Genomic DNA, 21,369 nt, shown 5'->3' with positions numbered 1-21,369 from the left:
AGAATAAGCGAGGAAGATTAAATATGACCCAAGTTAAACGAGCTTTGATTACTGGCATTACTGGTCAAGATGGTTCTTATTTAAGCGAGTTTTTGCTAGAACAAGGCTATGAGGTTCATGGGATCATTCGTCGGACTTCGACGTTTAATACTGACCGGATTGACCATATTTATGTCGATCCGCATAATGAGAAAGCTAAGTTGTTTCTTCATTACGGGGATTTGACTGATGGTACGACTTTACGGCGGATTTTGGAGGAAGTTAAACCAGTAGAAATTTACAACCTCGGCGCACAATCTCACGTTCGGGTTAGTTTTGATTCGCCGGAATATACGGTGGATACTGTGGCAATGGGGACGCTGCGCTTGCTGGAGGCAATTCGCGATTATCAACATCGGACTGGGATTGAGGTGCGTTTTTATCAAGCTGGTTCTTCGGAGATGTTCGGTAAGGTTCAAGAAGTTCCCCAGAAGGAAACAACTCCTTTTTATCCTCGCAGTCCTTATTCTTGTGCTAAAGTTTACGCTCACTGGCAAACGATTAATTATCGCGAATCTTATGAATTGTTTGCTTGTAATGGTATTCTTTTCAATCATGAAAGTCCTCGTCGTGGGGAGACGTTTGTCACGCGCAAGATTACTAGGGCAGTGGCGCGCATTGTCGCTGGACAGCAGAAAAAACTGTTTTTGGGGAATTTGGACTCGAAGCGCGATTGGGGCTATGCCAAGGATTATGTCCGGGCGATGTGGATGATGCTTCAGCAAGAGCAACCGGACGATTATGTGATTGCGATGGGTGAAACTCACTCGATTCGCGAATTTCTCGATTTGGCTTTTAATTACGTTAATCTTGATTGGCACGATTATGTGGAGTTTGACCCCCGTTATTTGCGCCCTGCGGAGGTGGATTTATTGATTGGTGATTCGACTAAGGCACGGGAAAAACTTGGTTGGAAACCTTCGGTAACTTTTGAGGAATTGGTTGCTTTGATGGTAGAAGCAGATTTGAATGCTTTGGGGCTTTCTTCGCCGAATGGTAAGGGTCAAGAATTGTTGAAAGATAATGCCTATATTCGTCACAATGTGGGCAGCACGGTGGATTAGGTTGAACCTCTTCGTGAAAGGGTGCATCCTAATTTCAAGGTTTAGTAACACAAAATGGCGAAAATGGCAAGAAAATGACAACTATCGATCTGAGCGAAAAACGAATTCTGGTAACAGGTGGGGCTGGATTTCTCGGTAAACAGGTAGTTAATCAGTTGGGTGAAGCAGGAGCGCAAGCAGATAAAATTACGGTACCGCGATCGCGCGATTACAATTTGACGCAAATGGATGCTTGTCAGCGAGCTGTTGAGCAACAAGATGTGGTGATTCATTTGGCTGCTCATGTCGGTGGTATTGGTTTAAACCGGGAAAAGCCAGCAGAATTATTCTACGATAACTTGATGATGGGTACGCAACTGATTCATGCTGCTTATCAAGCAGGGGTGGAAAAGTTTGTTTGTGTGGGTACGATTTGTGCTTATCCTAAGTTTACGCCTGTGCCTTTTCGGGAAGATGACCTTTGGAATGGTTACCCGGAAGAAACTAATGCACCTTATGGAATTGCGAAGAAGGCTTTATTAGTACAATTGCAAGCTTATCGTCAGCAATACGGTTTTAATGGTATCTATTTGTTACCCGTAAATTTATACGGCCCTGAAGATAATTTTGACCCTCGTAGTTCTCATGTGATTCCGGCTTTAATTAGAAAGGTACATGAAGCACAACAACGGGGAGATAAAACTTTACCGGTTTGGGGCGATGGTAGTCCAACTCGCGAGTTTTTGTATTCTACTGATGCAGCGCGGGGTATTGTCATGGCTACTAAAGCTTACAATGAATCAGAGCCAGTTAATTTGGGTACTAATTACGAGATTTCGATTAAAGATTTGGTCGAAACGATCTGTGAATTAATGGATTTTCCAGGCGAAATTGTTTGGGAAACTGATAAACCCAACGGTCAACCTCGTCGTTGTTTAGATACTCAAAGAGCAAAAGAGAAGTTTGGTTTCACCGCCGAAACTGAGTTTAAACAAGGGTTGAAGAATACGATTGACTGGTATCGTCAGCACGCTGAGTAGCTGGTGTATTGGTGATTGGGGAAAAGGCGATCGCTGTTTCACCAGAAGGCGATCGCGTTTTCCCATTTTCGACTACATCTGTTAAAACTATGAAACTACAGACCAGGCTGGAATTAGTAATAATTATTATTTTTTTACTGGGTTGGCTGGTTGCGGGAGTCGCCGCTTACACACTTGAGCAAAGAGATGCTCGACAAGAGATCGTTCATAGTGCGGAAGTGCTTTTAAGGACGGCAGTAGCAACGAGAAGATACACTTTGAATCGAGTTCAACCTTTGTTCGCCGATCGCATGGAAGAGGAGTTTTTGCCGGAAAGTGTCCCTTCTTATGCGGTTCAACAAGTGTTTAGCGACTTGAGTAAAGATTATCCAGGTTACAATTATGTCGAACGCGCTCTGAACCCAACTAATCCGAAGGACTTAGCTGAAGGATGGCAAGTTGAACTTATTCAAAGTTTTCTGGAAAACCAGGATTTGAAGGAGATTATCGGCGAGCGAATTACTCAAGGAGGAAGAGAAATTCTCTATGTCGCCCAGCCAATTCAAATTAAAACTCAAGCTTGTTTAGAATGTCATAGTACCCCGGAAGTAGCTCCACCTTCATTAATTAAAATGTATGGTTCGGCTAATGGTTTTGGCTGGAAATTAAATGAAATTGTCGGGACGAGGTTGATGAGTGTACCAACTTCGATTCCGAAACGGCAGGCACAAGATGCTATTAGTTGCTATATGTTACTGATCGGGAGTATCTTTTTAATTGCCTATACGGCGGTAAGTTTAATAGTTAGACATTGGCTGGTTAGACCTTTAGACAATATTGCTCATTTAGTTGAAGAAATTAGCTTGAGCAAGGTGGAAATGTCTCAACTTCCAGAGGAACGTGCTGATGAGTTAGGCAAGTTGAGCAAATCGATTAATCGACTATTAGTTAGTTTGAGAAAATCGCTGTCAAGGTAATTTTTCTAGGCTGGAATCTCCCATGAATGCTTATAACTTGATTCTCCTTGCTCTGACGGGTTTGCTCCTGTTTGTTTATTCTTTTTTACAGCATAATCAAGATTTAGTATCGGCAGCAGTCTTAGATTATCTGTTGGTAATTTTGCTACTTTGTGGCAGTATCGCAGTTGTTAATGTTATTTCTTTTTTAGTAGTTGAGGTTTGGTTTCCCCGGAAGCAAGGTAAGCAACCTTCAGCTTTGCTGAAATTAGTTATTTCTTTAATCCTTTACGGGGTTTGCGCGATCGCTATTTTGCTGCTGTTGGGGAAAAATATTGCGACGATCTTTACAACTTCGGCGGTGCTGTCGGCGGTGTTGGGTTTTGCTTTGCAGTCCACTTTAGGTAATTTCTTTGAAGGGGTAGCGCTGCGGATCGATCAACCATTTCAAGTAGGCGATCGCATTATTCTTGAAGATGCTGAAGGTTGGGTGGAATCGATTACTTGGCGCGCGACGACAATTCGTACTTGTGAGGGTATGCTGGTTCATATTCCTAATGGTTCAATGGCGCAAGAGCTAGTTAAAGTTATCCCTCCAGGAGGACAGGTGCGACGCTGTGTTGAGTTTATAGTTTCTGCTCGCGTCCCTCCTCAAGATGTTATTAATACTGTGGATCGAGCTTTACTAAATCAGCCTTCTGCTAATGTTAATCTCGACAAACCGCTTCGAGTTAAACTCGGCGAGTATGAATTTGCGGAAGAAGTTTTGGCTCACTATAAAGTTCTCTATTATCCGCTTAATTACTCTGATGCAAATAATTATACTGATGCAGAAATTTTGCAGCGAGTTTGGTATGCTTTGCATCGTCAAGGCTGGTTTCCGGAATACATTCCTGGTTCTTCAGAAAAGCATCTGAATTTGATTAGTTCTGTGGAATTCTTTCGTGAGTTAAGTCAGGAAAACCGAGAAATTTTAGTTGGCAATTGCCAATCTTTCCTGTTTGATGCTGGGGAACAACTTAGTTGCGCTAATCTACCTTCGTCAACAATGTTTATTGTCGCTGAAGGTTGTATCAATGTTGAACAGGAGTTAATTACTAATTTGAGCGAAAATACATTTACTGTTAAAGTATTCAGTCGCCGTCCCAAAGTGCAACCTCCTGTTCCTTTGTCTGAAGAAACTGTCGAAAAAGTTGCTTATCAATTAGCTTTCTACATTGGTCCGAGTGCTTTTGCGATTACCAACCAGGTGGCAAAAGAGGTATTTTTCCTATATTGGATTTATCAACGATTAGCAGCAGAAATTAACGATCCTCGCGCTCGCGCGGAATTTCTGAGCAACTGTCCACTTGCTCCGATAGAACAGTTGCAAAGAGGGGATTTTTTCGGCGAGATGTGTTTGTTTTTGGGTGCAGATTTCCCCGATGTCAAGATGACTGCTGCGGTAGCCACGGAACTTTTAGCGATCGATCGCCAGGCGATCGCGCTAGTGTTAAGTGAAGATGAATCTTTTCTCGCTCTCCTTAGTCACCGACTCGCTAAACATCAACAAGACTATCTCACCGAAACAATGCAAATGCCTCATTCAAATCCCCTATCAGCAAATAATTTCGCCCAACAAATTACTACATTTGCTCGCGATTACCTCAACAAATCGAGTAATTTTAACCTTGATAAAAAACCGAATTCTGGCGCTGATTAATTGTCCAATCTTCATTTTCTCCACCAATAATTAACCGCTTAATTTGCACCAATTCTTTACTAAATTCTCGTAAAGCATTAATCAAAATATCCAAAGCAATTAAATCGCTAGTTCCTAGATCGAACCAGCAGCGACCCCAAACTCCTTGATACTCAAATTCACCCATATTGTGCATTGGTGACATCATCGCGCTGCTAGCTGCGACATTATCGTATTCCATGTAGCTAATCTCAATCCCAGAATCTTGTACCTGAAGATTTTCCGCATTAAATGCTCCCAGTTTACCAATATAAAACCAAGAGTTAAAGACTTCTTCAATGTACTGTTTTTCCCTTGGTGAGGGGACAGTATCAAATTCTAACCAAATCCACAGGTCAAAAGGATTAAATTCGCGGAATTGTACTTCCATTACCTATACTTTTACTGAGAAAATCATTAAGGATTGAAACCAAGGTAACTCTTATTTTTTGAGTTAATTAATTTTGCTTGATTCTTAAATATTTTATCTAATTATACTACCTTCTGACTAATCTAATCCGATCTCAGATAAAACAAAGGGAAAGCCCACAGCTTCCCCTTAATTCTCGAGTCGGTCTGACAAATTATTCTTGGGCTGAAGGGTATACTTCACGGGCAATCATCACAGGTTTTTCTTGATATTCTGCTTCAATCTTTTCTTGGACGTCTAAATCCCAAGTTAGATCGTAGTCTCTTTCGAGATCCGCAAGTATAAAAGGACGAACTTCTCCGACAATAGTAACTACTTCGTCTTCTTGAGTAAAGTCCGAACCGGGAACGATAACTAACAAGTCTTCTCCCTCAAGTTTAAAGGAATTAGGACTGTAAACTTCATCAACTTCGCCCTGTACGGCAATGGGATAATTATAGTATTGGTCGGGATTGGCAGCGATTTCCTGTGGCTCAGGTGCTAGAGCTAGTGACTGGGCGACGATCGCGGGTTGTTCTTCGTATTCGGCATAAACTTGTGGATCGAGGTCTAAGCCGTAGCCTTGCTCGAATTCGACGATGTTAAACTGTTGGACTTCTCCGGTTACTTGCACTTCGGTGTCGTCTTCTGGCAGTATAAACGGCGCTCCAGTGGCGTTAATTACCAGTATTTCATCGCCATTAAAAAATCGGCTGTCATTCAGGGTAAAGGCGGCTTCGTCAACTTTTTGGTTAACTTCGCTTCTCACGGTGATTTCTTGACCGAGATAATCTTCGGTGTTTTCAGCCACTTCTTCGGTGGTGACATTCTCTTCGTCTTGAGTGATACCTACTTCTGGCTCATTGGTGCAAGCGGGAAGCAGGAATGCAGAGATTGCTAAGGCGATCGCGCCTGTACGAAATTTAATGTTAGTCATTTAACTACCTCTATAAAATTAGATTTACAATTACCTTGCTTCGAGGACTATTTTCAGTTCGTTTGTACCGAACCCGAAGCAAAACTCAACTTTCATTAACCACAATAAAAGCAACAGAGAGGATCTCGCTTCTATCTTTGGAGTAGCGAGATCCTCTCTCTCAGTGAAGAGATTTCTGCGGTAAGGACAAAACACTTAGACGACTTGACTCAGTTTAGATGTATTTTCCACTAGACTTTCAGCAAATTTGTCGAAACGTTGGGAAAGCTTCTCATCGACGATTTTCCCATCTTCGCTAAAAGCTTGCCAAGCTTGACCCACTGCAATCTGTTCGGGAATAACCCAAGCGTGTACCCAACGCATAATCGTGCGGAGATCGTTTAAGGCGTTACTATTCGATTGTCCTCCTAATACGCTGATTAACCCTGTCACTTTCCCCGATAATTCGTCAAAACTCATTAAGTCTAAAGCATTTTTCAGTACCCCACTCACGCTACCGTGATACTCTGGAGTCGCTAAAATTAAACCATCTGCGGCTTTGACTGTTGCTTGTAGCTGCGCAACATCTGGGTAATCGGGGTAGTCGTCACCACCATCGCACAAAGGTAGCTTCATTTCCCGCAAGTCAAGAATTTCTACCTCTGCACCTAGGGCTTCCACTCGCTGAACAGCTATTTTTAAAGCTTGATAGCTGTAGGAGTTGGGGCGCAAACTTCCCCCAATGCCAACTATTTTTACCATAGGTTATATTTCTCCATCAAAATATGGATTTAAACGATCGCTCGGTTCGAGTCTTGAATAAGTCATACTCATAACGACTACATATAAGCTAGCGTAAAAAATTACTAACTGTCAAGGGAGAGCAGGGGTAGATCGAGGTGAACTCAAGTCGGGAACTTAACGATCCTTAATAAAATCAGCTCCTAAATGCGGAAAAGCCAGGAAACAACTTGAATTTATACTCAAGCCGAACGAGCGAGCAAAAAGCATTTTATCTTTCCTTCAAATTACCCTCGTAGTAACACTTACGCCTCAAGTCAGTAATTATCATAATCTTTCACATCAATGAAGAAGAGAAAACCGAGGGTTTTTGCGGATTAACTAGTCGATCGCTCAGATAAATAGGGGAAAAATTTAGTGAAATTACTTGTTAAGTTGAGCTAAAAGATACCAAGCCCAAAAACGTATTTTAAGAAATATTTTGCTTTGCCAAAATAATAAAATATCTAGACTAGACCCTTCACAAAGTTAGCCAAGATCTACATCCAAACTTTAAGTAGAAACTTAGGAGATGTTGTTAGTATCAAAGCAGTAGAACAGAAGGAACTTCAAACCAATGACTCTTCTAAATAAATTAGTATTTACTGCTGCAACTTCCGCATTAATAGCTTTAGGAACTAGCCAATCAGCCCAAGCTTTTTCCTGGAAATATACAGCAGATAGCTTTAATGATGGTGTCACCAACGGTGTAGTTGGCAATCTCGCTGACCCAGGTTTTGAACTCTTTGGTGTAGCTTACGCTCAAGAAGGCGATCGTTTATATGTGGGAATTAATAGTAACCTTCCCCAAGGCGGCATAGCCTATAATCGCGTTCTCAATGGTACGATTGATTATGGCGACTTTTTCTTTAATTTTTCCGGTAAAGATTTTGATACCGCAATGGCTGACGGTGATTTATTTGCTGTTAATTTTGCTGAAGGAAATGACTCTAATGCACCTGGTATAGGACTTTATAGTGGAGTTGTTGCTAAGAGTGTCACGACGAACAATTCTGGATTCAACCACTTAAACCATTACAAAAATAAAGTTAGAAATGCAGGGAAAACTGCTTCTTTAGGAGATATCGATATCAATGGAAACTACTTTGATTCTTCCGCTCCGATTGGTAATGTAATCGACACTTACCAAGCCTTTGTTGGTGATGTTGAGTTGATTAATGATTTCAGTGGCTTAGGACTAGATTTTGCTAGTAACATTGGTCAAGCTGGTAGCTTCACTTATGGCTTTAGCTTTGATACTGCTAATCTTCCTAAAGGTGACTTTATTGCCCATTTGTTTGCAGAATGTGCTAACGACGGAATTGGTATTAATGGTACCATCGACAGCGAAAGCGTACCTGAGCCAGCAGCAGTAGCGAGTTTAGTGGTTGTAGGATTGGGTTTACTTAGCAGTCGTCGTCAGCGCCGTCAAGCAGAAAGCAAATAATTGAGAGCGTTTCAATTAGAAGGTAAGATCGGGGAAAAGTTCAAGATTTCCATCTACTTAGCTAACTATTCGCGAGCTAATCAAGTTCGCGAATTATTTCTATGTTGGTAAAAATATTTAATTGTCTGCTGTAGAGACATTGCATTTTAGTCTCTACAAATTTCACTAAGTGTTAACTGTTAAGAAAGTGGATGGATGGGAATTTCGATCGCGAATTCAGTCCCGACTCCTAACTCAGAGACACAACGCAGACTACCGCCATGTTTTTCGACGATAATTGAGTGAGAGATAGACAAACCTAAACCCGTGCCTTTACCGATGGGTTTAGTAGTATAAAATGGGTCAAAGATTCTGGCGATCGTTTCCGGATTCATCCCATTTCCATTATCAGCAATCCGAATTTGGACGCGGTTGCTCGGTAGAACCAAAGTTGAGATGCTAATGGTACTGGGTTTGGCTTTTATTTCGTCAGTGGTACGATCGCGAGATCGTTCTTCGAGAGCGTCAATAGCATTACCGATCAAATTCATAAAAACTTGATTTAGTTGACCTGCACAACATTCTACTTTTGGCAAGTTACCGTAATTTTTTTTAATAATTATTTCTGGGCGATCGGATTTGGCTTTGAGCCGATTTTGCAAAATCACGATCGTGCTGTCGATATTTTCGTGGAGATCGACAGCTTTCATTTCTGCTTCATCGAGACGGGAAAAAGTACGCAAAGATTGTACAATTTCTTTAATGCGCACGGCTCCTACTTTCATCGAATCCAAGACTTTCGGCAAATCTGCAACTAAAAAATCCAAGTCAGTAGCTGCAATTTCAGCTTCAATTTCTGGGGTAGGTTGAGGATAGGTATCTTGATAAAGTTCGATAATTTTCAATAAATCAGCAGTATATTCAATCGCGTGGGAAATATTGCCGTAAATAAAACTTACTGGATTATTAATTTCGTGAGCGACACCGGCAACCATTTGTCCGAGGGAGGACATTTTTTCAGTTTGTACGAGTTGAGCTTGAGTGCGTTGTAACTCGATCAAAGTTTGTTCGAGTTGTTGAGTTTTAGCTTCTGCTTGTCGAGTAGCTTCCCGGGATTGATTGTAGAGAAAAGCTTGATTAATAGCGATCGCCAATTGAGTAGCCACTGCTTGCAATAATTCTAAATCCTTGGTTTGCCAAGGTTGATTTTCGCCACAGCGCAAGCAATGTAACGAACCGAGACAACCAGATGTAGTGGCAATTGGTAAAGAAATAAAAGCTGTGGCGCCGAGAGAAGTTAATAATTCCCGGAGTGCTAAATCTCTTGCTGTGTTAATGTCATCGAGCTGATAAGTTTCTAGCTGTAATAATTTGACCGATGTTTCTCGATATAATTCGACTGGATAAGTACCTAAAACACTATTTGTTGCAGGATGTTTAGCTTCTTTAAAGATTTCCCAAACAGGTTCGACGAGTTCGTAACGATACCAGCCAAAGGCGCAAATATCGACCTGCAAATGATTATAAATTTCGCGGACAGTAGTTTCGAGAATAGTATCTAAATCGAGGGAATTACGAATCAAACAGCTTAAGCGATTGAGTAAGGCTTCTCTTTGGGCTAAGTCTCGATATCTAGCTTCAGAGCGCGCGATCGCTAATTCTCCTTGTTTGCGTTCGGTGATGTCCATTCCTGCGCCAAACAAGCGCACTACAGTACCTTCAGCGTTAAGGACAGGTTCTCCCCAACCAACGATGTATCTTAGTTCGCCATCGCTGCGATAAAAACGCAAATCAAGTTGATAAGGTTTACCTTCAGTAATCGCTTTTTCGACTTTTGCTTGAAAGATGCTACGATCTTCGGGATGATATTTTTCAATTAGTTCCGAGTAACTAGGTGCGCCTTGTTGGGGATCTAAACCAAAAATGCGGAAAAGTTCTTCACTCCAAGTAACTTGTTCTGTAGTGAGGTCATATTCCCAGTTACCAATGCGGGAGATTCTTTGGGCTTCTTCTAATTGGTGTTGGCTGTGACGCAAAGCAAATTCAGCAGCTTTGCGATCGCTAATATCGCGCTGAGTACCAATTATCCGGACGGGTTTACCTGTAAAGTCTGATTCAACTACTTTACCGCGAGCTAAAATCCATTTCCAGTCGCCCGATTTAGTCTGCATTCGATATTCGGCTTGGAAATCGGGGGAATTTCCGGCTAAATGATCTTCAAGTAAGTTGAGAACTACTTGCTTATCTTCAGGATGGAGTAATTGTTGCCAAGAATCCATGCTATTGACAATTTCTGATTGGTTGTAGCCCAAGATTTGTTTCCAGCGATCGCTTAAATACAGTTCTCCTGTAACTAAATTCCCATCCCAGAGTCCATCGTTGGCTGCTTCTAAAGCTAATTGCAAGCGTTCGGTGCTGATTTTTAAAGCTTTTTGGGCTTGATGCAGTTCGGTGATATCTTTAATCGAAGCGACAATTCCGGAAAATTTTTTGCTCCCAGGAGATAATAAAATCTGGGTATTGACCAAAATCCAGGTAATAGGACGATCGGGTTTGGCGATCCCCATAACAGCATTAGTAATTGGTTTACCTGTTTTACGGGTAACGGTAAGGGGTTGTTCTGCTTCGGAAAGGGGCGAACCGTCTTCGGCGATCGCGATTCCACCTGCGCTGAGAGTCTTCATCCCCATAATTTGTTCCCCAGTCAAACCGAGAATGCGTTCGGCGCTAGTATTACATTCGAGAATTAAGCCTTCCGTATCTTGCACTATTATCCCATCACTCATGGCACTTAAGACCGAACGATAACGTGCTTCACCTTTTGCCATCGAGACGATTAATTCATTACGTTCTTTTTCGATCTTTTTGCGATCGCTAACATCAATAAAGATTCCATCCCAAATAATCTCTCCGTTAGCTTGCTTTTCTGGTTGGGCTACGCCCGATAACCATTTCAGTTTCCCAGACTGAGTAATAATCCGCCACTGACATTGCCAAAATTGTAACGTTTCTGCGGAGATGGCGATCGTTTCTTGCAAGTTATTGATATCTTCCGGATGAACTATGTCCCAAATTAAATTGATATTTTCCTGGATTGCTTCTGGCGCTATTTCATATATTTCTTGACAACTAGGACTAATATAAGAAATTTCTTGTCTTCCGTCGAGGTGAAGTATATATTGATAAATTATTCCTGGTAAATTAGCAGTTAACTTTTGGAAACGCAGATGCTCTTCCTGATACTTGACATTTTCGGTAATATCTTTTACCAGACTGATAATCCGTTGCGCTTTGCCTTCTTCGTCGGCGATCGCCCAAGTTTTATCTTTTACTATCCGTATTTCTCCTGATGGTTTAATTATCTGATATACTGTCTCAAGTTGATTTTTTTCTTTTCCTACCCGAGCCACATAATCCCTGACGCGATTTCTTGCTTCTGGAATAATAACTTCTAATCTTAATTCTGGGTTACTATAAAATGCTTGAATTTCTCGACCGTATAATTTTTCAGCCGCTCTGTTAAGATAAACTATCTCGTTAGTATTTGCATCTATAGACCAAACTACTTCGTCCATTTCGTCGAAGATGCTGGCATACCATAATTCTTCTCCAAGAGGGATTTGACGACCAACCTCTAAAGAGTTTGTCTGGACTTGAAACATCTCACAGTCCTCAAATTTGATATTATATACAGAGACTTTGTAGTTAAGATAGCATTATTTTTTGTTTTCGGCTCTTGTTAGGGGATAACATCTGCCAATTAAGTAGGCGATAACGTTAATCTATCGATCCAGAAGTGGATAGTATGCCAATTCTGCAATTGTCCTGACGAAAGCGAAATTTAGGTTTCTTTACAATAGTTGTCTCCACATATTCGGCAAATTTTTCTCTGGCGAAAATTAATTAGTCTTACCTCGCTAAGTCCAACTTTTGCGAAACTTAAATCAAGAAAAAATAAATTGTTAGTGAAGATTTCCGATCGAGTTATTAAATAAAACTAAAAAAGAAAATATCTTTGCGCCATAGGTAAAACTGAAGCAGGTTCGCAAGTTAATAATTCGCCATTTGCCCTAACTTCGTAAGTTTCGGGATCGACTTCAATTGTTGGTAAAGCTTCATTTAATTTCAAATCTCGCTTGCTTAATTGACGGGTATTTTTAACAGCAACGGCGGTTTTTTGTAAGTTAATTTGGGTAGGAATTTCGCGCTCCAATGCTGCTTGAGAGACAAAAGTAAGAGAGGTAGCAAATCTGGCGCCGCCAAAACTAGCAAACATGGGACGTATATGAATCGGTTGCGGTGTAGGAATAGAAGCATTTGCATCGCCCATTTGCGCGTAAGCGATCGCACCTCCTTTAATCACAATTTCGGGTTTAACCCCAAAAAAGGCGGGTTTCCAGAGACACAAATCGGCTAATTTACCCGCTTCTACCGAACCGACATAATCGGAAATTCCATGAGTTATTGCCGGATTAATCGTATATTTCGCCACGTATCTTTTTGCCCGAAAATTGTCGTTTTCAATGTCTAAATCTTCAGGAGAATTAAGCTGTCCTCGCTGTACTTTCATTTTATGTGCTGTTTGCCAAGTCCGAATAATTACTTCGCCAACTCTTCCCATTGCTTGAGAATCGGAAGCAATCATACTAAATGCACCTAAATCGTGCAAAATATCTTCAGCCGCGATCGTTTCGCGACGAATTCTCGACTCAGCAAAAGCAACATCTTCAGGTATGCTTTTATCGAGGTGATGACACACCATCAGCATATCTAAATGTTCTTCTAAAGTATTTGTAGTATAAGGGCGAGTGGGATTAGTTGAAGAAGGTAAAACATTAGCTTCCCCACAAACTTTGATAATATCAGGGGCGTGTCCTCCACCTGCGCCTTCAGTGTGGTATGTATGAATAACGCGATTTTGGAAAGCGGCGATCGTATTTTCGACAAAACCTGCTTCGTTGAGTGTGTCGGTATGAATCGCTACTTGAATATCATATTCATCGGCGACTGTTAAACAAGTATCGATCGCTGCGGGAGTGGTTCCCCAATCTTCATGTAATTTTAAACCCATTACGCCCGCTTGGATTTGTTCGACTAAACCTTGAGGTTGGCTGCTGTTACCTTTTCCGAGGAAACCTAAATTGACGGGGAAAGCATCAGCCGCTTGTAACATTCGGTAGATATTCCATTCCCCAGGAGTACAAGTAGTAGCATTTGTACCCGTCGCGGGACCCGTACCACCACCAATCATAGTCGTAATTCCCGAGGCGATCGCGCATTCGATTTGTTGGGGACAAATAAAGTGAATGTGGGAGTCGATACCACCCGCAGTGAGAATCATTCCCTCTCCCGCGATCGCTTCTGTCGCAGGACCGATAATTATGTCAACATTATCTTGAATATGAGGATTTCCCGCTTTCCCAATTTTGGCGATTTTGCCGTCTTTAATGCCAATATCAGCTTTAACAATGCCCCACCAATCTAAAATTAAAGCATTAGTGATGACCAAATCCACCGCCCCATCAGCGCGAGAAATCGGCGATTGTCCCATCCCATCACGAATTACTTTACCACCGCCGAACTTAACTTCGTCACCATAAGTGGTAAAATCTCGTTCCACAGCGATAATGAGATCTGTATCCGCGAGACGAACGCAATCGCCCACCGTCGGACCAAAAGTTTCCGCATAGGCGCGGCGATCCATGCGATAACTCATTTATTTTACTCCTCACAAACAGCAACCTGCAACGAGTATGACACCACACAGTCATTAAAGCAATCTTCGGGAAAATTTGGCGATCGAGTACAAACGGTAGATTCTTGTTTTGTTTCAGACTACATTAACACCAAAATACTTTCTGTTTCGCGATCGGCAAATTTCAGGATAGTCTCAAAATTATCTCTCAAAATCTGTACAATTTTGGAAGTTGGACTATTTCCTATCCGAAGATAAATGAATTTTGGTGGATGTCCGTAAAGCAAACTACGTTGATGAAAGTCCGAATCTTTAGAAACAATCACAAAATCATTCATTTTTGCATACTCCCAGATAACAACATCATCAGTATTAGTCATTCCCAAGCTTTTAACGTGGTGGGAATCTGGATACAAATCAATAATTCTGTTAATAATCCGATCGGAAATATTTTCGTCTAGTAGCAGTTTCATAACGATGCTAAAAATAACTTTTTCTCACGATCGGCGGCAAAAGCAAGACAAGCTTTGATATCTTCTGAAGTAAGTTCAGAAAAATCTTCGAGAATTTCGGCTTCAGTCATACCACCTGCTAAATACTCTAAAATATCATACACAGTAATACGCATTCCTCGAATACACGGTTTGCCACTACGTTTTCCAGGCTCAATTGTAATAATATTTTGGTAGTCCATCGCTCGACTCAAACTAATTTTACTTTAGACAATATTAACATTATACTTTGCTCAATAAACTCAACCTCTTATCTAGCGATTGAAATTCCCCTGCCAATAGCTACAAATTATTCTGACTTTAATAACTTTTCGGCTTCGCGATTTCCTTTTTCAGTTATATCAAACCAAACTAGATCGCTACTTTATTAAGCTAGATAGCCACCATCAATAACTATTTCTGTCCCCGTAACATAACTAGATTCATCACTAGCGAGATACAAAATCGCCGCAGCAACTTCTTCTGGTTGAGCGAATCTTTTTAAAGGTATAGTAGTAGAAATCGACTCCCAAGCTTGGCTTTCTCCACCTGATTTTGCTTCTAAATCTGCCCACCAATCTTGATTTTTCCACATCGGCGTAGCTACTGCTCCCGGCACTACAGTATTAACGCGAATGTTATCATTATTTTGGGCGCATTCGAGGGCTATTGTCTTAGAAAATAAACGCACTGCTGCTTTACTAGCACAATAAGCAGAAGCATTCGCACTGGCTTTTATTCCCGAAGCTGAGGAGAGATTAATAATACTACCTCCCCCAGTTTTTCTCATCGCAGGAATTGCCGATTTTGTCCCTAAAAATACGCCATCTAAATTGATTGCTATTACCTGTCGCCATTCAGTTAAACTCATCTCAGTAACAGGTTTAGCAAAAGATATTCCAGCATTATTAACTAGGATATCAAGACAGTTCCAAGTTTGGCATATTTTCTCGATCCCGCTTTCCCAAGCTGCTGCGGAAGTCACATCCAAAGCGAAACCAATAGCTTCATTTTCTGTGTCAGCAATTTCCTTAGCGGTAGTTGCTACTTTTTCCCCATCAATATCGGTTAATGCTACTTTTGCACCTTCTTTTGCTAATAGTTGTGCTGTCGCTTTACCTATTCCGGAAGCCGCACCTGTAACTAAAGCAATTTTGCCTGCAACTCTACCGCTTTTGTTCATTTTTTTCTTAGTTAAAAATTCCAGCCGAGGCTTCTAATTTTTTCGCATTCGCCGACTAATAATTCAATATCATTTTCATAAACTGCTCTAATTTTATCAGCAATAAACTCGAAAAGTTCATCTAATTTATTCATGTTTTTGCTGGGAATTGTGAATTCACTACCATAAGGAAGCACTGCCACCAAAAAATCTTCACATTTTTTAATAATTGATAAATCTATGGTAATCGTTTCGCAAGCAGAATTAGCTGTATCTTGGGGATTTTCGTATAAAGTGAGAGAAGTTTGGAGGTGTAAATTACCATCCTCATAAAAGCGTATCTCTCCCGTAGCGATCGCGCAACCAAAGTACATACTCATACGATGTACCAGGAAATCGGCAAAATCTTGACAAGAATGCTTATATTTGACGGCTTCCTTCCTAGCATTAGCAAAAACTTGACAAAGTTCCTCATATTTAGACATTTAAACCCCCCTCAATTCTCAGAAAAATCCCGACATAATTATATTATTAAATGCGTCACTTTTATATCAATAATTTCGGCAGAGGGTAACAGCGAGATTTACATCTTAAAAATTGGCTCTTCAGTTGATTTTAACCGATATCTCAGCAGTTTTTGCAATTTAGGACTAGCTTGCTCTAGCACTTCTGGGCGCACTTCGTATAAATTATCTTCGAGAGGATGGATAAATTTGGGCGTATAGTTACCCAGGATTGACACCCTTGGCTCTTGAGTAGTATTAGTTGAGGTATCATGCCAACAAAGACCATGAGAAATGACTACCGAGCCGGCTTTTCCAGTAATTTTCTCAGCTATTTGGTGAAATTGTTTGATGTCCGGTTTGCAAGATAATTTCTGACTACCAGGGGCAAAAAAGGGCGCACCATTGTCTTCAGTAAAGTCTTCAACTAACCAAATAGTTTGTACTTCTAAGATGGGATGAGCGGGAAAAGGTGGCTCCATCGCCCAATAAGGATAATCTACATGAACTCCCATATTTGTAGCACCAGGATGGAGAATATGAGCCGAAAAACCACCGAGAGTTATTTCTGAACCTAAAATAGTTTCAACTACTTCGAGAACTCGCGGATGTTGTACCATTAATTCAAAGATTTCACCTTTGAAAATTAAACCATAAATTCGTTCCCGATGTTTACCTTCGGTGAGGAGAGTTCCTGTTTTGCGGGCTATTTCAGCCTGTTGCAGAAGCCGCGATCGCGCGTTTTCTGCCTCTTCCTTAGTTATGACTTCAGGAAGCAACACATAACCCTGACCTTCAACAATTTCCTTGACAATTGACCCCGTATTTGCTAAGTCTATCATTCGTCTAACTTACCATTAATTTTACCATTTAAACCATAGACTTCCCGACTGCCAACAAAAGGAACTAACTCCACTTCTTTTTCATCACCAGGTTCAAAACGGACTGCGGTTCCTGCGGGAATATTTAAGTGCATTCCTTTAGTAGTTTCACGAGTAAAATTTAAGGCTTCATTTGCTTCGTAAAAGTGAAAATGAGAACCCACCTGAATTGGGCGATCGCCAGTATTTCCTACTAACACTTTCACCGTTGGACGACCAGCATTTAATTCTATTTCGCCCTCAGCAATAAACATTTCTCCGGGAATCATTTTGAAATTTTCCTCCTAAAAATGACAACAACAAAACTTTTTAACGAATAGGATCGTGAACTGTAACTAACTTAGTTCCATCAGGGAAAGTCGCTTCTACCTGCACTTCTTTCACCATTTCCGGTATACCTTCCATCACATCATTTCTCTTAAGTAAAGTTGTCCCATAACTCATCAATTCAGCTACAGTTCTTCCTTCTCTCGCTCCTTCTAAAATTGCCGCCGAAATATAGGCTACGGCTTCCGGGTAATTCAATTTCAACCCTTTTTCTTTGCGTCTTTCTGCTAGTAAAGCTGCCGTAAAAATTAGTAATTTGTCTTTTTCTTGTGGTGTCAGTTGCATTTTTAGTCAGACTCGATAGTAGAAGCTAAAAAAAATTAGTTTGTCAACACTTTAAGATTAATCAGGAAAGGGCTAAAGCCCTTACTACGAACAAAAATTTCTCTGAAAGTGGTTAATTAATCAGGGCATTGCCAAACTTCAAGCTATTTCTTGTAATTATCAGTAATTATCTTTTCTAGTTCGATAATTAGCGGTGGTAAATCGACGGTAGCAGTTCGCCAAATTTCATCTAAATTAATCTCAAAATAGGCATCAATAAAGTTAGCCCTCATTTGGAGAATTTTTCGCCAAGAAATTTGAGGAAAAGCATATTGACGATGAGTAGTAATCCTCGAAGCTGCTTCACCGAGAATTTCCAAATCTTTCAGCAAAGCTAAGGTTAACATCCGATCGTAATCTAGATCGGTTCTGCTGCGATTATAAGTGAAAGAGACAGCTTCTTGGGCTGCATCCAACATATGATTCAAGGCGGTTCCTTCGTCGATAAACATAAGTTTTACAGTTGCCAAATACGTGGTTTGATAGGAGGACGTTCTAACTTATAGAGACGTAGCAAATGCCAAACCTCCCTAAACCAGTGTCTCACTTCTGCGATCGCCGATCCACGGTAGCGACATAATAATCCTTCTCCTTGGGTAGTCGTAACTCCTGCATCGCTTGCCGTCTCTGGGTTCCAAAGATTTCTTGCTTTCGTAACAATTTCTTCAGTTACGGGTTTTCCTAGCCAAATTAACGTCCCGACGATGGGTTTCCCGGCTAAACCGTGAGGATGATGAAACGTTGCTTCGCTTCCCGGTAGCCACTGTCTGTCAATCCACAAAGGCTGTCCATTTTGCCAAACTTCGGTATGACTTCGCCATTCTCCCTGGACAAATTTCTCACCTCTCGCAGTACGTCCAAAACGCACAATTTCCCATCCTAACCAACAAGCTTCTGCTGCTAATTCTACCCGTAAATCTTGGCGATAATTTGCTCGATTAAAAACAATTGTTTCTTGAGGCAACCATTCTAAAACAGCACCAGCTTCTAAATTTATTTTAATACTTTGTCTCGCTTGTTGTCCGTTACTACGATAAATTTTACTAGCCGCCGCCGTAGTAATTAAACTCTGAGAATTACCTTCTAAATGGATGTTTTGGCTGAGCCTATCTCCGCCGACAATTCCACCAGCAGTGTGTAAAATTATGCTGTGACAAATTTGTTTTCCTTCCGGATAAAACGGGCGTTGCACTTTCAAAGGTGCTTGTTGTTGAGAATAAGTTACTAAAGTAGTATCTTCGCGTTTGCTATAAACTAAGTTTAAACTTCCGTGCCAGTTTTTCCGAGAATTTATCTCATTGTTTTGATTCATCTTTTTGCCAAAATAACATAATCGTCAATAACATAATTAGCATCAAATCCTAAGTTTAAATATTTTCGCTTTAAAGGATTCATATACTTTAAATCTGGTAAGTTTTGTCTAGCAAAGTTATAAAAATTAGTTCCACATATAGGTATCCGGCGATCTGTTGAAGTAAGATATTTATACCACTCTAACTGTAACCCCAACTCAGTCAGAAACATTTGAATCAAGTCTTGTTCTCGGTAAATATCTTCAGTTTGGGGAATATTATAGCTGTTAAATAACTTTCTTCCTTGAACAATTAATAAAACATATCCTTCTTGTGCCAGTTTTTCTTGAAAAACGCTTTGATAAATTTTGTTAGCTTTTATTCGTCTTTCATGGTCGTAAAAAAAACAGTGAGAAATCACAATAAAATCAAAAAAGTTATTAGGAATTTTATTTTGGTTACTAGCATAATCGAAAATGTCTGCTGTATCAAAACGAAAGTAAGCATTGGTAGCTTTTTGCTGAGGTTCAATATAGTGTCGCCAAAATTGAAGTCCTCTGAATTGTAGCTGGGGTTGTTGTTCTAAAGAATAATAAGAAATATGGGTTTGTGGTAAATTTTCAAAACTACTCATACTTTGTAATAACAAAGCGAGTCCATAAGCGACTGTACCCGGACCCGCAGCTATATCGAGAATTCTCATATTTTTGGGTAATAAACCTGTTTCATAAATGAGAAACCATGCTAGATAACTACAGTAAACATTTTCTAAAAAATATTTCATTAAATACACATGAGGACTCAAACTGAGATCGTATTTAGGATCTCCACCTCGCTTCAGTTGTTCTAAATCTTGAATAGCTTTATTCAATTTGTTTTTTAAAGCATCTGGTTTTCTTTTCTGAAAATCTGCTAGTAAAAATTGAGCTAAGTTATCTTCAAAATCATCAAAAACCTTTGCTTCGATACCAGTACATTGTAAAATAGCTTTGTCATGTTCGATAAATTTGAAACTATTACGAATAAACTGGATAAAATTTTGATCGGGAATTAAATAGTTGTCTTCTTGGAGAGTTGCTTGTAAACGATTACCTACTGCGGCTAATTCTCGCTGATAAAAAGCTAAACTTTGCTCAGTTTTAAGCTGTTTTTTATAGAGTTTTTGTAACAGAGAAAGTTTTGCACCAGAAGTTTCAATTATTTGTAAAATTTGTTGTGCTTGTCGTTCATTTCCGCGTTTGAGTGCTGCTTGAAATTGCCGCGATCGCCACCAGTTCACTAAAATATTACTCATAGGTGAAACCTTCTTTACCTTCCTTAATCTCAACCCCAGTCAACAACTCGTGTAACTGTTGCTTAAACTGGTGATAACTTTGTTGTTCGTTATCATACCACCAAGCATACTTTTTTGTTAATGTCAAGGCTTCTTGACGAGTCGAAGCAATTAGCGATCGCCCTTGATTCTGGGCGTGAAATTCCTGGATGACTACGCGATCGGCAACAGCTAAACTATTAATAAAATCAGCTTGTTCCTCTGGAAAAGTAGGAAGCAAAGGCGTCACAGTAACCGAAATTTTAGGTACATAACCTTTCCAAGGATCGATTTGCTGCTTAATCTTTTTTACCGCGTGTAATCTGGCTTTAATACTTGGCGACATCGGTTCAAAATCTTTCCTCACTCGTTCGCTTCCCGTGAGAATACTCATATTAATTCGCAAATGTTTAATTCTTTGTAACAAATCGATATCTCTAGTAATCATCGGACTGCGAGTTTGAATAACTAATTTTGGCTTGTATATTATCATAATTTCTAGCAACTGTCTGGTTAATTTTTCTTGAGCTTCGATAGGTTGATAAGGGTCAGTCACACTACTCATATAAATGCTAGGAGAACGAGAATTTGACTGATACCATTTGACTAATTCTTTTTCCAATAACTCAGCAGCATTAGCTTTAACAATCACCCATTTCCCCCAATCATCGCGCATTTTAGAATTAGGACTAAAAGCCGCAGCATAACAATAACTACATCCATATTGACAACCGCGATAAGGATTTAAAGTAAAGTCATAAACATTAATAAAACCCGTTGCTTTACTCAAAATCGATTGAGAATTCTTAGCATAAATATTTGCCTGAGCAAACTTTTCCCGAACTGCAAAATCATACTTACCTGAAGAATAACCTTCATAGAGAAGTTTTCCCATCATTAAAACCTCAAAACTACTATTAGTAATATTTTAAACTGAAGCGAAATTATTTACTTATTTTTAGATAATGATTATCATTATTTTAAAAAATAGCGATCGGGGTTTTTGTAGTCAAAGTTACAATTTGCTCGCCAACAAATAAGGCAAAATGCGCCTATCTACAGGCTGAAATAACG

The 21,369-nt window shown here is 40.2% G+C and carries 21 protein-coding genes; 5 read left to right on the top strand and 16 right to left on the bottom strand.

Features of this window, described 5'->3' with window-relative positions:
- The first annotated feature begins 23 nt into the window (after nucleotides 1-23).
- From gmd to G3T18_RS23225, 4 genes are all read left to right on the top strand, one after another.
- Entirely contained in the window at nucleotides 24-1,103 is a 1,080-nt protein-coding gene (gmd, locus tag G3T18_RS23240) for a GDP-mannose 4,6-dehydratase (RefSeq protein WP_224412977.1), read from the top strand.
- A 74-nt stretch (nucleotides 1,104-1,177) separates the two neighbouring features.
- A complete protein-coding gene (locus tag G3T18_RS23235) occupies nucleotides 1,178-2,122 on the top strand; it encodes a GDP-L-fucose synthase family protein (protein ID WP_224412976.1) in 945 nt (314 codons plus the stop codon).
- 11 nt (nucleotides 2,123-2,133) lie between these two features.
- Nucleotides 2,134-3,078: a c-type heme family protein gene (locus tag G3T18_RS23230; RefSeq protein ID WP_224412975.1), complete on the top strand. Its 945-nt coding sequence runs from the start codon at nucleotides 2,134-2,136 to the stop codon at nucleotides 3,076-3,078.
- A 22-nt stretch (nucleotides 3,079-3,100) separates the two neighbouring features.
- A complete protein-coding gene (locus G3T18_RS23225) occupies nucleotides 3,101-4,759 on the top strand; it encodes a mechanosensitive ion channel domain-containing protein (RefSeq protein ID WP_224412974.1) in 1,659 nt (552 codons plus the stop codon).
- On the opposite strand, the gene G3T18_RS23220 is transcribed toward G3T18_RS23225, so the two are convergent.
- From G3T18_RS23220 to G3T18_RS23210, 3 genes are all read right to left on the bottom strand, one after another.
- Nucleotides 4,722-5,168, bottom strand: coding sequence for a DUF3531 family protein (locus G3T18_RS23220; protein ID WP_224412973.1), 447 nt, complete (start codon nucleotides 5,166-5,168; stop codon nucleotides 4,722-4,724). The two genes, G3T18_RS23225 and G3T18_RS23220, sit on opposite strands and share 38 nt — an antisense overlap.
- A 193-nt stretch (nucleotides 5,169-5,361) precedes the next feature.
- Nucleotides 5,362-6,123, bottom strand: coding sequence for a hypothetical protein (locus tag G3T18_RS23215; protein ID WP_224412972.1), 762 nt, complete (start codon nucleotides 6,121-6,123; stop codon nucleotides 5,362-5,364).
- A 195-nt stretch (nucleotides 6,124-6,318) separates the two neighbouring features.
- Complete coding sequence (locus G3T18_RS23210; RefSeq protein WP_224412971.1) at nucleotides 6,319-6,864, bottom strand: NADPH-dependent FMN reductase; 546 nt, start codon at nucleotides 6,862-6,864, stop codon at nucleotides 6,319-6,321.
- A 595-nt stretch (nucleotides 6,865-7,459) separates the two neighbouring features.
- On the opposite strand from G3T18_RS23210, the gene G3T18_RS23205 reads away from it, so the two are divergent.
- A complete protein-coding gene (locus G3T18_RS23205; RefSeq protein WP_224412970.1) occupies nucleotides 7,460-8,329 on the top strand; it encodes an XDD3 family exosortase-dependent surface protein in 870 nt (289 codons plus the stop codon).
- A gap of 179 nt (nucleotides 8,330-8,508) precedes the next feature.
- Here the strand turns inward: G3T18_RS23205 and G3T18_RS23200 are convergent, their stop codons facing one another.
- From G3T18_RS23200 to G3T18_RS23140, 13 genes are all read right to left on the bottom strand, one after another.
- Nucleotides 8,509-11,970: a PAS domain-containing protein gene (locus G3T18_RS23200; protein ID WP_224412969.1), complete on the bottom strand. Its 3,462-nt coding sequence runs from the start codon at nucleotides 11,968-11,970 to the stop codon at nucleotides 8,509-8,511.
- Nucleotides 11,971-12,305: 335 nt separating this feature from the next.
- Nucleotides 12,306-14,024, bottom strand: coding sequence for an urease subunit alpha (gene ureC / locus G3T18_RS23195; protein WP_224412968.1), 1,719 nt, complete (start codon nucleotides 14,022-14,024; stop codon nucleotides 12,306-12,308).
- A 119-nt stretch (nucleotides 14,025-14,143) separates the two neighbouring features.
- Complete coding sequence (locus G3T18_RS23190; protein WP_224412967.1) at nucleotides 14,144-14,476, bottom strand: DUF5615 family PIN-like protein; 333 nt, start codon at nucleotides 14,474-14,476, stop codon at nucleotides 14,144-14,146.
- A complete protein-coding gene (locus G3T18_RS23185; protein ID WP_224412966.1) occupies nucleotides 14,473-14,697 on the bottom strand; it encodes a DUF433 domain-containing protein in 225 nt (74 codons plus the stop codon). The genes G3T18_RS23190 and G3T18_RS23185 overlap by 4 nt, the downstream gene beginning before the upstream one ends.
- Before the next feature lie 185 nt (nucleotides 14,698-14,882).
- Nucleotides 14,883-15,677, bottom strand: a complete 795-nt coding sequence (locus G3T18_RS23180) for an SDR family NAD(P)-dependent oxidoreductase (RefSeq protein ID WP_224412965.1) — start codon at nucleotides 15,675-15,677, stop codon at nucleotides 14,883-14,885.
- 11 nt (nucleotides 15,678-15,688) lie between these two features.
- Complete coding sequence (locus G3T18_RS23175; RefSeq protein WP_224412964.1) at nucleotides 15,689-16,141, bottom strand: hypothetical protein; 453 nt, start codon at nucleotides 16,139-16,141, stop codon at nucleotides 15,689-15,691.
- 98 nt (nucleotides 16,142-16,239) lie between these two features.
- Nucleotides 16,240-17,001, bottom strand: coding sequence for a phytanoyl-CoA dioxygenase family protein (locus G3T18_RS23170; protein WP_224412963.1), 762 nt, complete (start codon nucleotides 16,999-17,001; stop codon nucleotides 16,240-16,242).
- Nucleotides 16,998-17,309 (bottom strand): urease subunit beta, encoded by a 312-nt coding sequence (locus G3T18_RS23165; RefSeq protein ID WP_224412962.1) that lies wholly within the window; start codon nucleotides 17,307-17,309, stop codon nucleotides 16,998-17,000. Before G3T18_RS23165 ends, G3T18_RS23170 begins: the two co-directional genes overlap by 4 nt.
- 40 nt (nucleotides 17,310-17,349) lie before the next feature.
- Nucleotides 17,350-17,652, bottom strand: a complete 303-nt coding sequence (ureA, locus tag G3T18_RS23160; RefSeq protein ID WP_224412961.1) for an urease subunit gamma — start codon at nucleotides 17,650-17,652, stop codon at nucleotides 17,350-17,352.
- A 143-nt stretch (nucleotides 17,653-17,795) separates the two neighbouring features.
- A complete protein-coding gene (locus G3T18_RS23155) occupies nucleotides 17,796-18,143 on the bottom strand; it encodes a HepT-like ribonuclease domain-containing protein (RefSeq protein ID WP_224412960.1) in 348 nt (115 codons plus the stop codon).
- Nucleotides 18,144-18,148: 5 nt separating this feature from the next.
- Nucleotides 18,149-19,003, bottom strand: a complete 855-nt coding sequence (locus tag G3T18_RS23150; RefSeq protein WP_224412959.1) for an urease accessory protein UreD — start codon at nucleotides 19,001-19,003, stop codon at nucleotides 18,149-18,151.
- Complete coding sequence (locus tag G3T18_RS23145; RefSeq protein WP_224412958.1) at nucleotides 19,000-20,277, bottom strand: photosystem II assembly protein; 1,278 nt, start codon at nucleotides 20,275-20,277, stop codon at nucleotides 19,000-19,002. The genes G3T18_RS23150 and G3T18_RS23145 overlap by 4 nt, the downstream gene beginning before the upstream one ends.
- Nucleotides 20,270-21,193 (bottom strand): SPL family radical SAM protein, encoded by a 924-nt coding sequence (locus G3T18_RS23140; RefSeq protein WP_224412957.1) that lies wholly within the window; start codon nucleotides 21,191-21,193, stop codon nucleotides 20,270-20,272. The genes G3T18_RS23145 and G3T18_RS23140 overlap by 8 nt, the downstream gene beginning before the upstream one ends.
- Nucleotides 21,194-21,369: the final 176 nt, after the last annotated feature.

Source organism: Oscillatoria salina IIICB1 (assembly GCF_020144665.1).
Classification (GTDB): Bacteria; Cyanobacteriota; Cyanobacteriia; order Cyanobacteriales; family SIO1D9; genus IIICB1.
This window is presented reverse-complemented; position numbering and strand designations above follow the sequence as displayed.

Excerpts from the sequence above, each read along its gene's own strand:
- gmd (WP_224412977.1), top strand. The coding sequence starts at position 24 with ATGACCCAAGTTAAACGAGCTTTGATTACTGGCATTACTGGTCAAGAT.
- G3T18_RS23235 (WP_224412976.1), top strand. The coding sequence starts at position 1,178 with ATGACAACTATCGATCTGAGCGAAAAACGAATTCTGGTAACAGGTGGG.
- G3T18_RS23225 (WP_224412974.1), top strand. The coding sequence starts at position 3,101 with ATGAATGCTTATAACTTGATTCTCCTTGCTCTGACGGGTTTGCTCCTG.
- G3T18_RS23220 (WP_224412973.1), bottom strand. The coding sequence starts at position 5,168 with ATGGAAGTACAATTCCGCGAATTTAATCCTTTTGACCTGTGGATTTGG.
- G3T18_RS23215 (WP_224412972.1), bottom strand. The coding sequence starts at position 6,123 with ATGACTAACATTAAATTTCGTACAGGCGCGATCGCCTTAGCAATCTCT.
- G3T18_RS23210 (WP_224412971.1), bottom strand. The coding sequence starts at position 6,864 with ATGGTAAAAATAGTTGGCATTGGGGGAAGTTTGCGCCCCAACTCCTAC.
- G3T18_RS23205 (WP_224412970.1), top strand. The coding sequence starts at position 7,460 with ATGACTCTTCTAAATAAATTAGTATTTACTGCTGCAACTTCCGCATTA.
- G3T18_RS23200 (WP_224412969.1), bottom strand. The coding sequence starts at position 11,970 with ATGTTTCAAGTCCAGACAAACTCTTTAGAGGTTGGTCGTCAAATCCCT.
- ureC (WP_224412968.1), bottom strand. The coding sequence starts at position 14,024 with ATGAGTTATCGCATGGATCGCCGCGCCTATGCGGAAACTTTTGGTCCG.
- G3T18_RS23190 (WP_224412967.1), bottom strand. The coding sequence starts at position 14,476 with ATGAAACTGCTACTAGACGAAAATATTTCCGATCGGATTATTAACAGA.
- G3T18_RS23185 (WP_224412966.1), bottom strand. The coding sequence starts at position 14,697 with ATGGACTACCAAAATATTATTACAATTGAGCCTGGAAAACGTAGTGGC.
- G3T18_RS23180 (WP_224412965.1), bottom strand. The coding sequence starts at position 15,677 with ATGAACAAAAGCGGTAGAGTTGCAGGCAAAATTGCTTTAGTTACAGGT.
- G3T18_RS23175 (WP_224412964.1), bottom strand. The coding sequence starts at position 16,141 with ATGTCTAAATATGAGGAACTTTGTCAAGTTTTTGCTAATGCTAGGAAG.
- G3T18_RS23170 (WP_224412963.1), bottom strand. The coding sequence starts at position 17,001 with ATGATAGACTTAGCAAATACGGGGTCAATTGTCAAGGAAATTGTTGAA.
- G3T18_RS23165 (WP_224412962.1), bottom strand. The coding sequence starts at position 17,309 with ATGATTCCCGGAGAAATGTTTATTGCTGAGGGCGAAATAGAATTAAAT.
- ureA (WP_224412961.1), bottom strand. The coding sequence starts at position 17,652 with ATGCAACTGACACCACAAGAAAAAGACAAATTACTAATTTTTACGGCA.
- G3T18_RS23155 (WP_224412960.1), bottom strand. The coding sequence starts at position 18,143 with ATGTTTATCGACGAAGGAACCGCCTTGAATCATATGTTGGATGCAGCC.
- G3T18_RS23150 (WP_224412959.1), bottom strand. The coding sequence starts at position 19,003 with ATGAATCAAAACAATGAGATAAATTCTCGGAAAAACTGGCACGGAAGT.
- G3T18_RS23145 (WP_224412958.1), bottom strand. The coding sequence starts at position 20,277 with ATGAGTAATATTTTAGTGAACTGGTGGCGATCGCGGCAATTTCAAGCA.
- G3T18_RS23140 (WP_224412957.1), bottom strand. The coding sequence starts at position 21,193 with ATGATGGGAAAACTTCTCTATGAAGGTTATTCTTCAGGTAAGTATGAT.